Below are 18,758 nucleotides of genomic sequence, written 5' to 3'. Positions count from 1 at the left end.
ACGGCGCTTCTGATTTCTATAGAATGCGCCACACCAAGCGGGAATAGCTCAGTTGGTAGAGCACGACCTTGCCAAGGTCGGGGTCGCGAGTTCGAGTCTCGTTTCCCGCTCCAAGTTTGTACAGCGTTTGTTGTTGCGCTACTGACAACAAAAGCTTTGAGGCCGAGTAGCAAAATGGTTATGCAGCGGATTGCAAATCCGCCTACGCCGGTTCGATTCCGACCTCGGCCTCCACTATAAACAAGCTCCGTAGATCCATGATTTACGGAGCTTTTTTTATTTTCATCGTGCTGAAAGATTTAGTCTTTAAAACAGCCTTTGCGAACTTGCTTCACCGGGGACTGATGTATATATTTCCCCCTCTGCTGCACGGGCAACAATCTGTCAGGATTGTGATTCGGCATCAGAGCCGCGTAACACCGCGCTACCGCCCGAATGGCGAAACTGGTAGACGCATGGGACTTAAAATCCCCCGCTCGTAAGGGCGTGCCGGTTCGATTCCGGCTTCGGGCACCATCTAAAATCAAGGGTTTGCGGGCGAAAGCTGATGCAAGCCCTTGTTTGTTTTCGGGCCGCAATTTTGAATGTCGTCCCGGCAATCTGATCTATTCGGCGATCGCTGTCAGCGCGTTCGGCGTTATCAGCCGCGATCTTAATGGTCATCCGGTGACCGCGGGTAAAAGCCAGGCCGTACCATCCGTTGAGCTGCGAACTCTGCTTGCGTTGCGATAAGGCGCAGGGTGGGGGGAGTGTAGAGCCCAGTGAGTCGCCACACTCTTCTCCAGTAGGCGTTGTTATTCGAAATTGGCCTTCCTGATATCCCCATGCTTGTTTTGCAAGTAAACGGTGTATGGCAGCACAAGAGTGTCTGCGACTGCTGACATCCCCAAGTCCAGGAGGATTAAGGCTGCAGCAGGATGCCCATCAAAACCACTGCTGTGTCGTGGCTCCGCATCCAGGGTGCAGTAATCAAAAATCGCTCCACCGTAAATGCGCGAAACAGAATCGCAGTGTGAATGCCAGCGCGCCAGTTTGTTACTGGCTACGGCATCATCCCGGAAGGTCGTGTTGATCGTTCCGCATCCCGACGCCGAAGCGGCTGCGAACATCAACAGAATGTTTCGGAACTTCATATGATCGACTCCTTTCGAAAAAGCTGAATGGTAGCTGGGTCAGCAGAGTCGAACCTTCAACAATGCCGAGAACCGCGACACGCTACGTGAAAATGCAAATGGTGTCGCGCCGTTCGGTAATGGTGACTGCTGAGTTAAGCAGCAGCGGGGCGCGTAGCCTTGGGTGACGGATATGACGACCCCGATGTGCCGCAGATTAGTGCGGTGTGTCTTTACTCTTTTTTGGCGCCACTTCTTTCAGTTGGTCGAGAGGCGCAATTCCTGAGCCAGATCGATCAACGCACGCAGGCGCGCAGGTACAAAACGTCGACCCGGGTAATAAAGCCTCAGTCCTCCAAACGACGGGCACCACGGTATCAGCAAAGGTGTCAGGGCACCGCTGGCGAGTTCTTCCTGGATGAACCACTCGGAAATGAAACCAATGCCAAGTCCCGACAATACGGCCTGTTTGATGGCCAGCAGCTCATTGGACGAGAATCGCACGGGAAGATCCATCTGTATTTTCTGCCCGTCGTGCTCAAGCTCCCACTGATAGAGACCGCCGTGAGCCATACGCATGCCAATGCTCTGGTGTGCAAGCAGATCTCGCGGATTCTCCGGTACGCCATATCGCTCCAGATATTCGGGTGTGGCCACCACGAGCATCCGTATGTCGGCTGACAGCGCCACGGCAATCATGTCTTGCGGCACGGACTCTGCCAGGCGAATCCCGGCATCGAAACCACCGGCGATGATGTCGACCATGCTTGATTCGCTGACAATATCGATACGTACTTCGGGGTAGCGCTGGGCGTAATGCTTGAACAAAGGCTCCAGCAGCAGATAGGCCGCACCATGCGGTGCGTTGATACGCAACGTGCCACTGGGTTTGTCGGGGCCGACACTGGCCTCTTCATCAGCACTTTTAATTTGTGCCAGCGCAGGGGCAATGCGCTCCACGTAACGCTGCCCGATGTCGGTCAAGGCTACGCTGCGCGTGGAGCGATTAAACAGACGGACCTTCAATCGTGATTCCAGACCCGCCACTGCGCTGCTCACTGCGGTGGTGGACATCCCCAGTTCCTGCGCTGCAGCGCGAAAACTGCTGCGTCGCGCAACGGCCAGAACCACCTCCAGCTCGGTCATTCCTGTTCTGTGCATTAATTGTCCTGAAAATAGGGATGCTTCATAACGAAAAGGGTAGCTTATCGGAATAATCTGCGCTCCCTAGACTTCACTTCACCAAGACTCGTTTCAGGCGAGTCCTATGAGCGAGGAGCCGTCATGCAACGCATTGAACATATCTACATCAACGGCGAGTTCGTTATTCCGCAGGGGCGTGAATGGTTCGATCTCCATAATCCAAGCAACGAAGAGGTTATCGGCCAGGTGCGTCTCGGTGATGCTTCGGATGCCCAGCGCGCCATCGCGGCCGCCAAAGCAGCGTTCCCCGCCTGGTCCCGCAGCCGTCGGGAGGATCGTATTGCCGCATTGCAGCGCATGCATCGGGCGGTGGCGGCAAGGGAGGATGAGTTATTGGAGGCGATTGTCCTAGAATACGGCGCGCCCGTGGTACGCGGTCGCTGGATGGCAACTTATCCGGCTGATGTGATTGCGCAGGCGATCGAAGCATTGCAAGCATTCGAGTTCGAGGAACATGCCGGTATGGCCAAGGTCATTCTGACGCCTGTGGGCGTTACCGGTCTGATCACGCCCTGGAACAGCAATGCCGGCTTTATTTGCAACAAATTGGCCACCGCACTGGCGGCAGGTTGTACAGCCGTCATCAAGCCCAGCGAAATGAGCGCGTTGCAGACGCAGGTCGTGCTCAAGGCGCTGCATGAAGCGGAACTGCCACCGGGTGTATTCAATATCGTCAACGGGCGGGGAGATGTGGTTGGTGAAGAAATCGCCCGTCATCCCGATGTTGCCAAGATCTCGTTCACGGGCTCGTCAGCTATTGGTCAGCATCTGATCAAGGCCGGCGCCGATACCATGAAACGCGTAACGCTGGAGTTGGGCGGCAAGTCGCCCACTGTGGTGCTCGACGACGCGGATTTTCCCGCGGTCATACCATTGGTGCTGCAAGCCGGATTCTTGAACAGCGGACAGGCTTGTATCGCGGGGACTCGAATTCTTGTGCCGCGCAGCCGTCTGGCAGAATTCGAGACCGTTGCGAAGGAAGGCGTGTCACGGTTTCAGTCGGGAGATCCGCGTGCCCCTGATACCGACATTGGGCCAATGGTGAGTCAGAAGCAGTGGGAGCGGGTACAGCGTTACATTCGTATCGGCCAGGAAGAGGGCGCGAGGTTACTGGCAGGTGGCGAAGGTCGCCCGGAGGGGCGGCATGCCGGATGGTTCGTCAAACCCACGATTTTTACCGATGCTGACAACCGGATGCGCATCGCTCGAGAAGAAATCTTTGGTCCCGTGCTGACGATCATCCCTTATGAAGATGACGCGGAGGCAATCAGTATTGCCAATGACACGGATTATGGGCTGAGTGCCCTGGTTCTCGGAAAAAGTCCGGAGCGCTGTGCAAGCATTGCTCGTCAGATCGATTCGGGGCGCGTACTCATCAATACTCTGGCTCACGAACCACGCGCTCCCTTCGGAGGCTTCAAGCATTCCGGCCTCGGGCGGGAAATGGGTCGCTGGGGAATGAGTGAGTATCTGGAACCGAAGACGTTGATCACAGGCTAGTCGCTGAACTGACGACGGGACCGAAAAGGGCACGCAGCTTCGATAAAAGTAAGGCGTTAAATCAAGGGCTTGCATGATGTACTTCATGTAAGCCCTTTTCTTTGCTTGCGAAACGGTGCGTTCTTTCAGCGCATTCTTCCTTCACTGTGACGTGTTCCAGATCCCGGTCGACGCGGTGCGTTCGGCATAGGCGCTGAAATCTTTTGCCGGTCGCCCCAGCGCTTGTAGCACGCCATCGGCGACGGGGGTGTTGCGCCCGTCGAGCACGGTGGTGAAGAGATAGAGCACCAAGTCAACCCACGGCGCCGGCAGTTGCGCAATCTCCAGTTCTTTGCGGTAGAGCTCGACCGGTACTTGTGTGAACTGAATATTGCGCCCTGTGGCTGTGCCGATTTCCTGCACCGCTTCGGCAAAGGTCAGAGCCTTTGGCCCGGTTAGCTCATACAGCTTTCCAGTATGTCCGGGGCGTGTGAGGGCTTGCACGGCGACATCGGCAATGTCATCGGCATCGACAAAAGGCTCCGCGACATGACCCACCGGCAGCGCCAATTGGCCCTCGATGATCGGTTCCAGAAAATGCGCCTCGCTGAAGTTCTGGAAGAACCAGCTGCAACGCAGGACGGTCCAGTCTATGCCGCTGTTTTTCACGATTCTCTCTGCGTCCTGCGCTTCGACTTCACCGCGTCCAGACAGCAGCACCAGGTGCTTGATTTGGTGTTCGGAAGCCTGCATCACAAATGCCTGCAATATTTCCAGAGCACCGGGCATGGCGAGGTCAGGCTGGTAGGCAATATAGACGGCGCGGACACCCTTCAAGGCTGCGCTCCAGGTTGAAGGATTGTCCCAATCAAATGGAATAAGTGCATGGCGTGAGCCGGGGCGAACCGGAAACCCCAGTTCAGTCAGACGCTGGCTCACGCGGCTTCCGGTTTTGCCGGTGGCGCCAAGAACAAGAAAAGGTTGGTCTTCCGAGCGTGTCATGATCATCTCTCCGATTAAATGTGAGGTGTCCTCACAAAAAATACGATAGATGCTCATATTAAGCCGTCAATAAAATCGGCCTCTCGGCCGACGACAGGTCATGAGATGAAAGCTGCGGGCTTAAGTCGGGGCGTCAGCGACAGGTTGAAGCAGTTCGCGAAGCGACATGCGCTTGAAGGCTTCCACCAGGCGTCGGCCTTCCTCCGGCGAGCAGGAAATGGCCAGGCGCATGGTCGATTCGCCCAGTTGCCAGACCAGAAACGCCGCATCACTCACCTGTTGCGGATTGGCATTCGGAAAAGCACGGAGCATCGCCCGGGTCAGCATGTGTGCGGCAATGCGACTTTCCTGCAGTTCCAGATCCAGTAGCTGCTTGTCTGTCTGCATGCCCGACCAGATATCGCGCATCACCGGTTCTGCCGTAATGATCCGGTAGTACAGATCCAGCAGATCCGAATAGGCGGATTTCAGGGTGGGGGCGTCATGGACTGTTTCAGGGCGGCCTCGATGCATCGGCGGCTCTCGGCGTTGTAGCGTTGTGCGAGGCTCAGGATGATCGAACTCTTGTCGGGAAAGTACTGATAAAGCGAGCCGATGGAAATTTCGCAGAGCGCTGCGATTTCGCTCATTTTCAATTGATCGCTGCCCTTGCTGGCAATCAATCGAGTGGCCACACCGAGAATTTTCTCCTGGCGTTCACGGCTGCGTTTCTGCGAAGGGTTGCGTCGCGGCGAGGGGTGGATCCGGCGCTGTCGGCAGGTTCAAAAGATGCTTGCACAATGAGTTTCCAAAACAGGGACGGACAAAAACTCACCATAGCATCGGCAGATCTACACAGGGATAAACACTTTCGCAAAAAGGGCCGGGCAGGCCGGCCCGTTGTGAGGGGTTGTCTACACGAAAGCCTGGCCGGTAAAGCCTCGTGGCAGCCGCTGAAGCCCCGCCATGGCCGTCAGACGGTCGATCCATTCCGAGCGCCAATTGATGCATGATGTGACGTCTTGGCATGGCGCGCGGCCCGACGCGCAGCATTGCGCTGGTCCTTGCGCGCCTCCTTGTAGGCTTCAGTGTTGCGGCAGCTGCGGCATTTGACGCGATTGAGTTCGGAACTCGCGCTGAGATTATTGCCTTTGTGACCACAGGCAAGATGCCCGTCGATTTTGAAGTGAATGACCATGAGACGCCTCCTTGGTGACGTGTAAAGGGTTTGACCTTTCACCACCAAGGACGTTCTTTTTAACTGGCCTCACGCTAATCGATGGATTAGCGGAAACGTGGCAGCGGCCGATCGACAGGTTTGAGCGACGACAGGGTGCTGCGGATCAGCGGAGTGTCCTTTTCGATGTCGTTCAGACGGTCGCGGATGCGCAGGGCGGTCGGGTGCCCGCCTTGATGATCGACCCAGTCGGCGATCTCTTTGCACGCCGCGGCAAGTCGTGCCTCCCGGGCCTCGAGCAAGGTGAGGAGAGTGGTGATGGACTCTCTTTCGGACATGGAACACCTCCGTTCAGTAAACCGCTCTGAGGCAGCAAAAAGCCCGCGAAGCGCGAGCTCTCTGCCGTTGGGGCGCTGCTCCTTCAGCTCGTTTGAGTATAGACCCGTAAATGACAGCTATCAGTCGCAAGACTCATTGACGGTCACCCGGACACTGGCGGCATTGAGTCGCTGGCATTCTCGCCGGGCGTCCTCTTCCAGATCGTAACCATCCCCGATGAAACCGCCGGTACGCGTGTCGTTGATGCGATACCAACTGGTGGCCTCGGCGGGTTCGTGGAGACTTTCTCCTGCGCGGCGACCGTGAATGATGATCTTGTTGCAACGCTTCACGACGAATATGTCTTCCATGGCGTCACCGCAGCTGATTCATATCAGATCAACTATAGAAGGCCTGACAAATCGTGCAAAAAATAGGCAGGTCAGCTCGTCGGTTGAAGTAGCCACCCGGAACGATGCCAGTTCAGAGAGTGAGTTGGTTGCAGCGCCTTGAGGAAGTCCTGGTCGTGCGAAATGGCAACTATCGCTCCCGGAAATGTCTGCAAGGCTCGTTCGAAAGCTTCCACCGAGGGCAGGTCCAGATGATTGGTCGGTTCATCCAGCAACAGCAATTGCGCGGGCTCTGCTCTCCACAATGCCAGCGCCAGTGCGGCTTTCAGGCGTTCGCCACCGCTCAATGAAGCGCAACATCCCGTGGCGCGACGAGCATCCAGTTGCAGGTGAGCGAGGTTGCTGCGCAGCGTGCCTTCGTCCAGTCCCGCGCCCTGCATCATCAGCTGTTCGGTGATCGAGCGCTGATCGTCCAGTTGGGCTAGTTGCTGATCAATAAACGCGAACGGCACGTGAGTCGTGACGACCCCGTCGACAGGCGCCCATTGCCCGGCCAGTACTTTCAGCAGGGTCGATTTGCCGCACCCGTTGGGACCGCTGACAGCGATTCGCATCGGACCACGGATCGCCAGGCTAAGGCGGCTCGTTGCTGCTGCGCGGGGCAGCCATGGCAATCCGGCTTCAATCAGCGTGCAGACCTGGCGATTGCTCGGTACGGTGCTTCCGGGCAGGTTGACCAGCACACCGTCTGCGGGCTGTACCTTGGCGTATGCCTCCCGTACCTGGGCATCGAGCTCGGACTTGCGTGCCTGATGACCCTGCCTGACGTGTCCCATGATTTCCCGGGCGGCGCCTTTGATCGCCACGTATTCGAAACTGGCAATGTTGGCGGTTTCGGCTTTGCGTCGGGAATTGGCTGCATGGCGTTGTATCGTGTCGTGTTCACGCCGCAACCGCACGTGCTCACGCTGGCGCTCGCTTCGGGCTTGATCGAGACGTGCTTGTGCCGCTGCTTGATGGATCCGCTGGTGCTCACGGAACGCCGAATAATTGCCGCTGAAGTCATTTGCCTCCACGCCATTCAATTCGACAATCCGTTGCATGCCATCGAGCAGTTGCCGGTCATGGCTGACGACGATCAGCCCGCTGTGCCAGCGCTCCAGTGAGTTCATCAGCCATTGCCGTCCCGATGAATCCAGATGGTTAGTCGGTTCATCAAGGACCAGCAACGAAGCCTGACTCAAAAACGCGCCGATCAGTGCGACTCGTGCTTGCTGGCCGCCACTGAGTTGTTCGGTCAAGTCAGTGAGTGCGACCTCGGCCAGCCCGGCGTCATCGAGCAAGCGCCGCAATCGCTCCGCGAGATCCCATTGTTCGCCAATGAGGTCGAAATCCTCCACTGATCCACAGCCTCGGTTCATTCGTTCCAGGGCCTGAAGAATGGCGGCGCTGCCGGTGGTTTCGGCGACCGTCTCGTCAGGTGCAGCGACCAAGGTTTGCGCTACGTAGGTTGTGGCCACTGTGCGCGTCACGCTGCCGGTGGTGGGCTGCCATTGTCCGGCGATCAAGCGCGCCAGCACGCTTTTACCGACGCCGTTGCGTCCGACGATGGCAGTCGGCGTGTGATCGAACTTCAAATCGAGTGCATCGAAAATCGTCTCGCCATTGGCGAACTGGAAACCCAGCTGATTCAGGGAGACGAGGGCAGGCGTACGCGAGACGTGAGTCATCGGCACCTCCAAAAAATGTCGTGAAAACAGACAAGCGCCCTGAGAGGCGTGTCGCGATTACATTTTTGAAGGCTTAGTTGTTCACTTTCTGCGGTCGTCCTTGGGAGGGGAAGCTCGATAGCCTAGTCGAGACGTTCGACCGCTTCAAGCCATGTCAGACATGCGTTCAAGAAATAGCGCCAAGGCGACTTCTTCCTTGCGCAGACCTTTGCGGATCCTCGGCTTTGGCAGCTCCGCCAGTGCGCCCAGCATGAAATGCTCCACCACGGCCGGATGGATATAGCATTTGCGGCACACCGCCGGGGTGTTGCCCAGTTGCCGCGCCACACCTTTGACCATCTCCACCACATGCCGCTTGGCTTCGGCTTCCGATTCCCATTGCAACTCGCGGAGCACCGCCAAAGCGAGGGCGCTGCCGGCCCAGGTCCGGTAATCCTTGGCGGTGAAGTCCGCGCCGGTCAGGGTTTGCAGGTAGGTGTTGACGTCGGAAGAGCTGACGGTGTGCCGTTCGCCCTGTTCATCCAGGTACTGGAACAGGTTCTGCCCCGGGATTTCCAGGCAGCGCTTGATGATCCGCGCCAGGCGCCGGTCTTTCACGGTGATCTGATGCTCGATGCCGCTCTTGCCGCGAAACTGGAACAGGATCGCGCTGCCGTTGATCTCGACATGCCGGCTGCGCAGTGTGGTCAACCCGTAAGAGCGATTGTCTCGGGCGTATTGAGTGTTGCCGACGCGGATCAATGTAGCATCGAGCAGTGTGATCACCGTAGCCATGACTTTGTCGCGGCTGAACCCCGGCGCGTCCAGCAGCACTTCCAGCTGTTTGCGCAATTTCGGCAGCGCCATGCCGAACTCGCGCAGTCGCGAGTATTTGTCGGCATCGCGGACTTCGCGCCAGCGTGGGTGATAGCGGTATTGTTTGCGCCCGCGAGCATCCCGGCCGGTGGCTTGCAGATGGCCACGAGGGTCCGCGCAGATCCACACATCGGTGTAGGCCGGCGGCACAGCCAACGCATTGATGCGTTTGATTTCGTCAGGATCGCGGATGCGCTGGCCGGTTGCGTCGAAGTAGCAGAACTTGCCGCGCAGTTTCTTGCGGGTGAGTCCCGGCTGGGTGTCATCGACGTAATGCAGGTCCGGAGGCAACACATCGGTCAGCGCGGTATCGGGCATGGCGGGGTTCCTGGGCGGTAATCGGGCTGTTACAGCGATTGACCGCAGGCCCCGACAGTCGTGCCGACCGATTTATGCCAGAACCGCGACAGCCTTGATCTGAGCCCATAACGGCTGACCCGCATGCACACCGAGCTGATCCCGTGAGAAGCGGGTAATACGGGCCAGCAGCGGCGTGCCGCCCGCATCGAGGCGAATCAGCACATGAGCGGCATTGTCGGCGGGCATTTCGCTGACCACCGTGACCGGCAACCGATTGAGGATGCTGCTGTGCTCGGTGTTATGCAGGGTCAGGCTGATATCGCGAGCCTGCACTTTGCAGCGCAGCGCCTGGCCGATCTCCATGGGGGAGTGAGTCACGCGAATGCTCAACAACGTGTCGGGCAATTGCAGGCAAAGCAATTGGTAGTCGTGATCGTAGGAAATGACTAGCCCCTCGATCACGACGCCAGCGTCATCGCCCATTGCCAGAGGCAAATCGAGGCGCGCCAGGGTTTCGCCGATAGGGCCGCTGGCCAGCGCTTTACCGTTGTCGAGCAGCACCAGATGATCGGCCAGTCGCGCGACTTCATCCTGTGCGTGACTGACATACAGAACCGGGATATCGAGCTCGTCGTGCAGCCGTTGCAGGTAAGGCAGGATTTCGCTTTTGCGCTGACTGTCGAGGGCGGCCAGCGGTTCGTCCATCAACAGCAGTTTCGGGCTGGTCAGCAGTGCCCGGGCAATACCGACGCGCTGACGCTCACCGCCGGACAGATGCTGAGGATGACGCTCCAGCAAATGGCCGATTCCCAATAGTTCGGTGGCTTGCGCCATGTCGACCCGGCGCTGATTCCTGGCAATCCGCTTGAGTCCGAATTGCAGGTTGGCCAGCACCGAGAGATGCGGAAACAGGCTCGCTTCCTGAAAGACATAGCCGAGCGCACGTTTGTGCGGCGGGACGAAAATGCCTTTCTCGCTGTCCTGCCAGACTTCGTCGTTGATTTGCACAAAGGCGTTCGAGGCCCGTTCAAGTCCGGCGATGCAGCGCAGGCAGGTGGTCTTGCCGGAGCCTGATTGTCCGAACAATGCGGTCACGCCACGACCGGGCAGGTGCAGGTCAACATCCAGGCCAAAGCCTGAATAAGTGAGTTTCAAGCGTGCTTCAATCATCAATCAACTCCAGCCTGCGCGGGACTTGCGGCTGGAATAGAGCGCCAGCAACACCAGAAACGAAAACACCAGCATTGCCCCGGCGAGCCAATGGGCCTGTGAATATTCCATGGCTTCGACATGGTCGTAGATCTGCACCGAGACCACTCGGGTCTTGTCGGGAATATTGCCGCCGATCATCAGAACCACGCCGAATTCGCCAACCGTATGGGCGAAACCGAGGATCGCCGCAGTAACGAAGCCGGGGCGCGCGAGCGGCAGGATGACGCTGAAAAAAGTGTCCCAGGGATTGGCGCGCAAAGTGGCGGCCACTTCCAGTGGGCGAGTGCCGATGGCGGAGAAGGCGTTTTGCAACGGCTGCACCACAAAGGGCATGGAATAGAGCACCGAACCGATGACCAGTCCAGTAAAACTGAAGGTGAGCGTGCCAAGCCCCAGCCACTGGGTGAAATGCCCAAGAAACCCATTCGGTCCCATTGCCAGCAACAGATAGAAACCAATGACAGTCGGCGGCAACACCAGGGGCAGGGCGACGATGGCCCCGATGGGGCCGCGCAGCCAGGAACGGCTTCGCGACAACCACAGGGCAATCGGAGTGCCGATGACCAGCAGGATCGCGGTGGTCAGGGACGCCAGTTTCAGGGTCAGCCAGATCGCCGCGAAATCGGCACTCGTCAGCGACATTTACAGCTGATAACCGTAGGATTTGATGACCGCAGCGGCTTTCGGGCCTTTGAGGTAGTCAACCAGTGCCTTGGCAGCGGCGTTGTCCTTGCCTTTGTTCAGAATGACGGCGTCCTGCTTGATCGGGTCGTGCATGCTCGCCGGAACGATCCAGGCCGAACCGCTGCTGACCTTGCCGTCCTTGTAGATCTGCGAAAGCGCGACGAAGCCCAGCTCGGCATTGCCGGTGGAAACGAACTGGTAGGCCTGAGTGATGTTCTGGCCTTCGACGATCTTGGCTTTGGTCGCTTCAGTCAGTTTCAGTTTTTCCAGCACCTGGGTGGCCGCCAGGCCATACGGCGCGGCTTTCGGGTTGGCGATGGACAGGTGTTGGTATTCGTTTTTCTTCAGGACGTCGCCTTTGGCATCGACGTAACCTTCTTTGGCCGACCACAGCGCCAGGGTGCCGATGGCGTAGGTGAAGCGCGAACCTTTGACGGTGTCGCCTTCCTTTTCCAGTTTTTCAGGCGTGGTGTCGTCAGCGGAGAGGAATACCTCGAACGGCGCGCCGTTTTTGATCTGGGTGTAGAACTGCCCGGTGGCACCGTAGGCTGCGACCAGTTTGTGCCCGGTGTCTTTTTCGAAATCGGCGGCGATTGCCTGGATCGGTGCAGTGAAGTTGGCCGCGACGGCAACTTGCACTTCATCCGCCTGAACAGCGCCGACGGCGAATACCGCAAGCAGGGAGGCCAGGCAGGTAGGGGCAAAACGTGAGGCACGAATGGTCATGTAACAGCTCCGTTGTTGGCAGGTGCAGTGGGCAGTTGTTGTTAGAGGGGTAGACTGCGCCGATGCGAGGGGGTGAATCGCTATATAGCTGAATATATAGCGAAATGCTTCCAAACGGAAAGTGCTGGTTTCAGGCGGGCAGGTGAGGGCATGGAGTCCCTCAGTCTGCCGTGCCCTTACCGAGCCAGTTTCGCGAGCGCTCCTTCGGCCAGTTGCCGGGTCAATTCAGCGCTGCTCAACTCCTTGCCCAGTGTGAATGCCTGGCCCGCCCAGAGGTTGCTGAAGTCGGCCTCGTCCTTGGCGCGCAAGGGCATCAGAGCACCGCCGGCCAGCGGAAACGCCGGTGCCTTGGCGGACATCGGACCCACTTCGCGCATCACGCGATTCAGGATTCCCCGTGCCGGGCGCCCGGTGAACAGGTTGGTGATCGCTGTTTCACTGTCTTTTGCCGTGCGCAGCGCCTTGTGATGAGAGGCGCTGACTTTGGCTTCCGGGGTAAACAGATAAGCCGTGCCGACCTGCACGGCCGATGCGCCGAGCATGAAGGCCGCTGCCACGCCTCGCGCATCGGCGATCGCACCGGCAGCAATCACCGGCACTTTGACCGCGTCGACAATTTGCGGCACAAGGGCAAACGTTCCGACCTGGCTGCTCAGGTCATCGCTGAGGAACATGCCCCGGTGCCCGCCGGCCTCATAACCCATGGCGATGATTGCGTCGCATCCGTTCTGCTCCAGCCAGATGGCTTCATCGACGTTGGTGGCCGATGACAGGATTTTCGCGCCGGTGGCCTTGACCCGGTCCAGCAGGGATTTTTCCGGCAGTCCAAAGTGGAAACTCACCACTTCCGGGCGAAACTCTTCAAGCACTTCGCAAGCGGCCGCATCAAACGGCGCACGGTTGGATACCGGCGTCGGAGCGTCGAAATCGACACCCAGTTCGCGGTAGTAGGGTTCCAGCAGATTCTTCCAGTCCCTTGCCCGCTGCTCATCGGCGGCCGGTGGCTGGTGGCAGAAGAAATTGACGTTGAACGGTTTGTCGGTGCCCTGACGGATGGCCTTCAGTTCTTCACGCAATTGCTCGATGCTCAACATAGCCGCCGGCATCGAACCCAAACCGCCCGCATTGCACACGGCGATCACCATCGACGAGTTGGTGGCACCGGCCATAGGGCCCTGGATAATCGGCAGTTCGACGCCGAGCAGGTCAAGAATGCGCGTATCTGGCCATTGGTTCATGGAAAAGACTCCGAAGGACAAAGCAGGGCAGAGAAGCTGAAGCCGGTTTTTTTACCAGCAAAACCGGGTTCAGGGCCAGCCGAGATTTGTAGTCTTGCGGGATTCGGCTCAGCGTCGATGAAATCCGCCACCACCGCCTCCACCGAATGAATGGTTCATGAACTGCGAGGAGTTGTGGAAGTTGTTCAGCCGTTGATTGCCAACGTTACGCGCCGCCGAATCGCGGTTGAGGTTCTGCAACTGAGCATTGTTGTTGATCGGCGCTCGTGTCGCGCCACCCTTGACCATCGACTGCCAGCCATCATCGGTTTTCTTGTAGACGTTACCGTCATGCCCGGCGTAAACGTTGTCGCCAACCCGCGCGGCGCCGCTGTTGCGCCCATGGATTCCGCCGTACTGCGTGGTGTTTCCGGTGTTCGGGTTGTAGACGGCGCCACGATTGGCCGTAACCTGCGTGCCATTGCGAACATTGCCTGCCGTTACCCGGCCTCCGGCAATTGCACCGCCGTTGGGCCCGACCACTTCACCACTGCGGCCGGCTGCATAGTTGCCGGTGTAGACATTGTGTACCGCACCGCGCTGGCCCGCAGTCGCAATCCCGGTCCGTGAGTTATAGGAAGATCCGACCTGACCGGCCCAACGGTTACCGGTCCAGGCGTTGTAGCCCGCGCCATAGCGGCTGACCGTCGCCCGGTCGCCCCATTGCCGATAGATGTTGCCGGTAGTGCCGGCCCAGCCGCCTGGGCCCCAGGCAACAGCGCCGCCGTGATATCCGTAGGCTGCGCCTCCCCAGGCCAATGGCGCCGGATACAGGTGTGGCCCCCACGCGTAACCCCAGCCGTAATTGCCCCACCATGGGTAGGCGCCCCAGCCCCAACCCATGGCGACAGTGCTGCCGCCCCAACTCCAGCCGAAGCCGAAACCGAAGGTCCAGCCTGTCCACGGTGTGTAACGGATGGCGACGCCAAAACCGTAAGTCACCGGCGGCCCGTACCAGACAGTGCCCACCCAGGGTGTGTACGGATAGCCCGTGCCGTAAACCACGACGCCGGTCGCTGGATCCAGCGTCGAACCTTGATAGCCCGGCGTGTAACCGACCACCACTGTATCGCCGCTGGCCTCATAGACTTTGACGTAGGTGAGGTAATGCATCGGCGAGTTCGGCGGTATCGAATAAATCACCGCCGGTACCGAACTGGCGACGGTCCATGGCCCGGCCACCGCTGTCGCGACGAACCAGATGCCGTTCTCCACCGCATACCAACTGTTTTCATCGACCCGGATGATCGGCGTCGCGCTGTTGATCACATACTGAAGCGGGGTGCCGCTGATGGCTTTGAGTTGAGGCTCACCATCGAATCGCGGGGCAGTCATTTTGACCGCGCTTTTCTTGATCGCCGACGTCTGCGGGATCGTGGCGGCAATGGCCGCTTCCTTCGCCTGCGGTGTCCCGGCCACCGAGGCTTTGACGTTTTCTTTCGGGCTGTCGTCAGGGATGTTGGCGAAGTCTGCCGGCAGCTTGTCCGCCGGGGTAAATGTCCAAGGGCCGTTCATGTCAGCGGCACGGAACCAGCGGCCGGAGATCAGCACATAACTGTTCTGGTCGCCGATTTCCTTGAAGATATGCCCGGTGGTGTTGCTGACATACAGCAATTGCGTGCCCTGGATCGGCAGCCACTGTGGCGCACCGTCGGTGACGATCAGCTCGGTCGGGGTCGTGGCCACGAAGATCTTCGGCTGCGGCGGCCTGGCCAGACTCGGTACCTTGTCCTTGGGATCGCTTTGCCCGGTGAGCAGATCCACTTGCCGACTCTCGATCGCGGCTTTCTTGGCTTTCTCCAGATCCGCCAGAGGCGAGGACAGCAGGGTGTACGGCCCCGTCAATTGATCGGCAACCATCCAGCCGTCGAATACGTGCAGATAATGTTTGCCCTGGCCGTCCTTGAGCAAAAGAGGGCGGGTGTTGATGACTCGTTGCAGTCCGGTGCCGTCCACCGGGCGATACGCGGCGTCACCGTCGATATAGACGAGCATGGCCGGAACATCCGAACTGATGATGGTCGGTGGCGTGTTTTCCAGTGGCGCCGTGTCGGCTTTCTGTTCGGCGGCCAGTACGCCGACGGCAGCCTCCAATTGATCCAGGGAGATGGTTTTCTTGCGTTTGGCCGCATCGTTTTGCAGTGTCGTAATCCAGGTGTCGGCCTGGCTGGAGTCGGCAGGGAAGTCGGCCTTGATGATCTTGTACTGGTCGAGCATGACCCAGCGAGTCGCCTTGTCGACCAGCGTGTGAGCGCTGAACTGGACGATCCCGTAAGTCGCCTTGCTGTCGGCATCGGTCGCCTTGCTGTCGGCATCGGTCGCCTTGCTGTCGGCATCGGTCGCCTCGACGGCGGCGCGGGCTTGCAAGGTGTAGCCGTCCCAGCTGTCGAGCTGGGGCTGGTACACGGTGAGTTTTGACTTGCCGCTGGTGATGACTTGCGGCCAGGTCGGCTCAATGGCAGCGGCGTCTGCCGGCTTGGTCACAGGCGCCGCCCACGCGCTGTTGAATGCCAATAGACAGAGCATCAGCCAGGCAAGAAAAGGGCGGGCGCGGGACATTGTCAGCTCCATCGACAAAGGCTTCTCGGGGATAAACGGAAGCAGTCGAAAAAGCATAGTCGCCCGATCCGGAATCACCCGGCGGATTCAGCGATTGGCGGAAAGTCGAGTGGGGCAAAATGTTGCAGTGTGCTATTTGATTGCCACGATCCCCCGAATCCTTCCCCTGAGAGGCAGTCATGTTCAACGGCATTCTGATCGACAAAGACGACAGCGGTTATCGCGCCAGCCTGCAGAAAATCGACGAGCAGCAGCTGCCCGAAGGCAATGTGACGGTGCGCGTCGCGTACAGCACGCTCAACTTCAAGGACGGGCTGGCGATTACCGGCAGCAGCCCTGTGGTGCGCAAGTTTCCGATGGTGCCCGGGATCGACCTGGCGGGTACGGTCGAAGTCAGTTCGCATCCCGACTTTAAGGCTGGCGATCAGGTGTTGCTCAACGGTTGGGGCGTGGGCGAGAACCACTGGGGCGGTCTCGCCCAAAAGGCGCGGCTCAACGGCGACTGGCTGATTCCGTTGCCAAAAGCTTTCACCGCAGCGCAAGCCATGGCCATTGGAACGGCGGGCTACACGGCAATGCTGTGCATCATGGCGCTGGAGCGCAATGGCGTGACGCCAGAACAGGGCGAAGTGCTGGTCACCGGCGCCAATGGCGGGGTCGGCAGCTTTGCCATTGCCTTGTTGCACAAACTTGGCTATCGCGTTGTGGCGTCCACCGGGCGGGTGTCGGAGCATGAATATCTGCAACAACTGGGCGCCAGCGAAATCATTGATCGTGCGACCTTGTCCGAGCCAGGCAAACCCTTGGCGAAGGAGCGCTGGGCGGCGGTGATCGATTCGGTCGGCAGTCATACGTTGGCCAATGCCTGTGCGAGTACCCGCGCCGAAGGCACCGTCGCGGCGTGCGGTCTGGCTCAGGGCATGGATTTCCCGGCGTCGGTGGCCCCGTTCATCCTGCGTGGCGTGACGCTGGCCGGCATCAACAGCGTGACCCAGCCCAAGGCCCGCCGAATCGAAGCCTGGGCGCGTCTGGCCAAGGATCTGGATTTCGCCCTGTTGCCCCTGATCAGCCACGAAATCGGACTCAACGAAGCGATCGAGGCTGCCCCGAAATTGCTCGCCGGACAGTTGCGCGGACGGGTTGTCGTGGACGTCAATCGCTGACACATTAAGCGCCATCGCGGACCTGCCGGGCCGCACTTCAAAAAAAGGGAGTGGCACTTCGATGGATTTACAACAACAGCACGTTGAGTCGTTCACGGTTTCAGGTTTGCGCGTTCGAACCACCAACGCCGCAGAACACAAGGCCGAGACCGCGAAAATCGGCCCGATGTGGGGCGAGTTCTTCGGCAGGAACCTGGCGCAGGTCATTCCCGGCAAACTGACCGAGTCGCCGATTTACGGGGTGTACTCGGCCTACGAGTCGGATGCCTCGGGTGCCTTCGATGTGACCGCCGGCGTTGCTGTCGTTGATAAGCAAAGCGATTTCGAAACAATCCGCATCGAGAGCGGCGAGTATCTGGTGTTTCAGGGGCAGGGGGCATTGCCCGACGCCGTCATCGCCACCTGGGGCCGGATCTGGAAACACTTCGAAACCAACCCGCAGATCCAGCGCCGCTACGCCACCGACTTCGAGGCCTACCTTGGCCCCGAGTCGGTAGCCATCTACATCGGCATTCGTTAAGACTGCGTTTCCCGGGACAACAGCTCACGCTTGCGTTCCACACCCCAGCGGTAGCCCGAGAGATTGCCGTCACTGCGCACCACTCGGTGGCAAGGAATCGCCACCGCGAGGCTGTTGGCGCCGCAAGCCTGGGCTACCGCCCGAACCGCTTTTGGCGAGCCAATGCGTTGGGCGATGTCGGCGTAACTGGCGGTGCTGCCGACCGGAATTTCGCGCAGTGCCTGCCAGACCCGTTCCTGAAAAGCGGTGCCCCGCACATCCAGTGGCAGGTCGAGGCCGATGGCCGGTGCTTCGATGAAACCGACGACATGGGCGATCAGTTGTTCGAACTCGGCGTCTGCCCCGATCAGGTTCGCCCGGCGAAATTGGTCCTGCAGGTCACAGACCAGTTGATGAGGATCGTCCCCCAACAGAATCGCGCAGATCCCCCGGTCACTCTGTGCCACCAGAATCGCGCCGAGCGAGCATTGGCCCACCGCAAAACGAATGTCGTTGTTTTGCCCGGCGGCCCGGAAGTCGCCGGGTTTCATGCCCAGCAACTGGTCTGCGGATTCGTAGAAGCGGCTGTTCGAGTTGAAACCAGCGTCGTACAGCGCGTCGGTTACCGAGTTGCCGTCTGCCAAGTGCTGTCGCACTCTGCGGGAACGATGCGCGGCGGCGTAACCTTTGGGTGTCAGGCCGGTGGCGGCTTTGAAGACCCGATGGAAATGGAAGGCGCTAAGGCCGGCGGCTTCGGCCAGTTCGTTGAGTGCCGGCAGGGTTTCGGCGCTTTCGATCTGCCGGCAGGCCGCGGCTACGGTCGCGGCATGTTGCGCGGCCACGTCGCTCTGGTCCTTGCTCGCCCGTTTGCTGGGGCGATATCCCGCCGCTTCAGCTTCTTCGGCCGTGTCGAAGAACTCGACATTCTGCGGCTTCGGCAAGCGCGCCAGGCTGCTCGGACGGCAATAGATGCCGGTGGTCTTCACGGCATAGACAAACTGGCCGTCCGCCCGTGGGTCGCGGGCGACGACAGCGGCCCAGCGTGGATCGTCTTGAGTGTTCAAAGGGGTCGAAAGCGTTTTCATGATGGAGAGTCCGTTGACCTGTTGAATTTCAGGTTAACCAGTGCCGCC

At 59.2% G+C, this 18,758-nt stretch carries 16 protein-coding genes, 3 tRNA genes and 2 pseudogenes; 6 read left to right on the top strand and 15 right to left on the bottom strand.

Going from position 1 to position 18,758, the window contains the following annotated elements:
* Positions 1 to 37 precede the first annotated feature (37 nt).
* The 3 genes from R1A29_RS15085 (at position 38) to R1A29_RS15075 (ending at position 516) form a co-directional block, all read left to right on the top strand.
* Positions 38 to 113, top strand: a tRNA-Gly gene (locus R1A29_RS15085).
* A gap of 47 nt (positions 114 to 160) precedes the next feature.
* Positions 161 to 234 (top strand) — tRNA-Cys (locus tag R1A29_RS15080).
* Positions 235 to 429: 195 nt separating this feature from the next.
* Positions 430 to 516 (top strand) — tRNA-Leu (locus R1A29_RS15075).
* Positions 517 to 794: 278 nt separating this feature from the next.
* Here the strand turns inward: R1A29_RS15075 and R1A29_RS15070 are convergent.
* Together R1A29_RS15070 and R1A29_RS15065 are read right to left on the bottom strand one after the other, a co-directional pair.
* The gene (locus R1A29_RS15070) at positions 795 to 1,133 is read right to left on the bottom strand and encodes a YceK/YidQ family lipoprotein (protein ID WP_438298762.1); all 339 of its coding nucleotides are present in this window, start codon (positions 1,131 to 1,133) and stop codon (positions 795 to 797) included.
* A gap of 237 nt (positions 1,134 to 1,370) precedes the next feature.
* Positions 1,371 to 2,273, bottom strand: a complete 903-nt coding sequence (locus R1A29_RS15065) for a LysR family transcriptional regulator (protein WP_438298761.1) — start codon at positions 2,271 to 2,273, stop codon at positions 1,371 to 1,373.
* Between the two features lie 123 nt (positions 2,274 to 2,396).
* Between R1A29_RS15065 and R1A29_RS15060 the strand changes: the two genes are divergently transcribed.
* On the top strand, positions 2,397 to 3,815 hold the full coding sequence (locus R1A29_RS15060) for an aldehyde dehydrogenase family protein (protein ID WP_438298760.1): 1,419 nt from the start codon (positions 2,397 to 2,399) through the stop codon (positions 3,813 to 3,815).
* A 141-nt stretch (positions 3,816 to 3,956) separates the two neighbouring features.
* Here the strand turns inward: R1A29_RS15060 and R1A29_RS15055 are convergent, their stop codons facing one another.
* From R1A29_RS15055 to R1A29_RS15000, 12 genes and pseudogenes are all read right to left on the bottom strand, one after another.
* A complete protein-coding gene (locus R1A29_RS15055; protein WP_438302048.1) occupies positions 3,957 to 4,796 on the bottom strand; it encodes an NAD(P)H-binding protein in 840 nt (279 codons plus the stop codon).
* Positions 4,797 to 4,916: 120 nt separating this feature from the next.
* A pseudogene (locus R1A29_RS15050) lies at positions 4,917 to 5,539 on the bottom strand (TetR family transcriptional regulator).
* A 150-nt stretch (positions 5,540 to 5,689) separates the two neighbouring features.
* A pseudogene (locus R1A29_RS15045) lies at positions 5,690 to 5,973 on the bottom strand (hypothetical protein).
* A gap of 86 nt (positions 5,974 to 6,059) precedes the next feature.
* A complete protein-coding gene (locus tag R1A29_RS15040) occupies positions 6,060 to 6,290 on the bottom strand; it encodes a hypothetical protein (RefSeq protein WP_085710047.1) in 231 nt (76 codons plus the stop codon).
* A 120-nt stretch (positions 6,291 to 6,410) separates the two neighbouring features.
* On the bottom strand, positions 6,411 to 6,641 hold the full coding sequence (locus R1A29_RS15035; RefSeq protein WP_438298759.1) for a hypothetical protein: 231 nt from the start codon (positions 6,639 to 6,641) through the stop codon (positions 6,411 to 6,413).
* A gap of 71 nt (positions 6,642 to 6,712) precedes the next feature.
* Positions 6,713 to 8,350 (bottom strand): ATP-binding cassette domain-containing protein, encoded by a 1,638-nt coding sequence (locus tag R1A29_RS15030; protein ID WP_438298758.1) that lies wholly within the window; start codon positions 8,348 to 8,350, stop codon positions 6,713 to 6,715.
* 144 nt (positions 8,351 to 8,494) lie between these two features.
* Positions 8,495 to 9,523, bottom strand: coding sequence for a DNA topoisomerase IB (locus tag R1A29_RS15025; protein ID WP_438298757.1), 1,029 nt, complete (start codon positions 9,521 to 9,523; stop codon positions 8,495 to 8,497).
* 72 nt (positions 9,524 to 9,595) lie between these two features.
* Complete coding sequence (modC, locus tag R1A29_RS15020) at positions 9,596 to 10,675, bottom strand: molybdenum ABC transporter ATP-binding protein (protein ID WP_438298756.1); 1,080 nt, start codon at positions 10,673 to 10,675, stop codon at positions 9,596 to 9,598.
* 3 nt (positions 10,676 to 10,678) lie between these two features.
* Positions 10,679 to 11,359, bottom strand: a complete 681-nt coding sequence (gene modB, locus R1A29_RS15015) for a molybdate ABC transporter permease subunit (RefSeq protein ID WP_085710042.1) — start codon at positions 11,357 to 11,359, stop codon at positions 10,679 to 10,681.
* Positions 11,360 to 12,127, bottom strand: coding sequence for a molybdate ABC transporter substrate-binding protein (gene modA, locus R1A29_RS15010; protein ID WP_114883351.1), 768 nt, complete (start codon positions 12,125 to 12,127; stop codon positions 11,360 to 11,362). It abuts the gene before it with no gap.
* 176 nt (positions 12,128 to 12,303) lie between these two features.
* Positions 12,304 to 13,365: an NAD(P)H-dependent flavin oxidoreductase gene (locus R1A29_RS15005; protein ID WP_438298755.1), complete on the bottom strand. Its 1,062-nt coding sequence runs from the start codon at positions 13,363 to 13,365 to the stop codon at positions 12,304 to 12,306.
* Positions 13,366 to 13,473: 108 nt separating this feature from the next.
* Positions 13,474 to 15,963, bottom strand: coding sequence for an autotransporter (locus tag R1A29_RS15000; protein ID WP_438298754.1), 2,490 nt, complete (start codon positions 15,961 to 15,963; stop codon positions 13,474 to 13,476).
* Positions 15,964 to 16,142: 179 nt separating this feature from the next.
* Between R1A29_RS15000 and acuI the strand changes: the two genes are divergently transcribed.
* Both acuI and R1A29_RS14990 read left to right on the top strand, forming a co-directional pair.
* On the top strand, positions 16,143 to 17,126 hold the full coding sequence (gene acuI / locus R1A29_RS14995) for an acrylyl-CoA reductase (NADPH) (protein ID WP_438298753.1): 984 nt from the start codon (positions 16,143 to 16,145) through the stop codon (positions 17,124 to 17,126).
* Positions 17,127 to 17,187: 61 nt separating this feature from the next.
* Positions 17,188 to 17,646, top strand: a complete 459-nt coding sequence (locus tag R1A29_RS14990) for a GyrI-like domain-containing protein (protein ID WP_438298752.1) — start codon at positions 17,188 to 17,190, stop codon at positions 17,644 to 17,646.
* Here the strand turns inward: R1A29_RS14990 and ada are convergent.
* Positions 17,643 to 18,710, bottom strand: coding sequence for a bifunctional DNA-binding transcriptional regulator/O6-methylguanine-DNA methyltransferase Ada (gene ada, locus R1A29_RS14985; protein WP_438298751.1), 1,068 nt, complete (start codon positions 18,708 to 18,710; stop codon positions 17,643 to 17,645). The genes R1A29_RS14990 and ada overlap by 4 nt on opposite strands.
* Positions 18,711 to 18,758: the final 48 nt, after the last annotated feature.

The organism is Pseudomonas sp. NMS19W (genome assembly GCF_051554255.1).
GTDB lineage: Bacteria > Pseudomonadota > Gammaproteobacteria > Pseudomonadales > Pseudomonadaceae > Aquipseudomonas > Aquipseudomonas kribbensis.
This window is presented reverse-complemented; position numbering and strand designations above follow the sequence as displayed.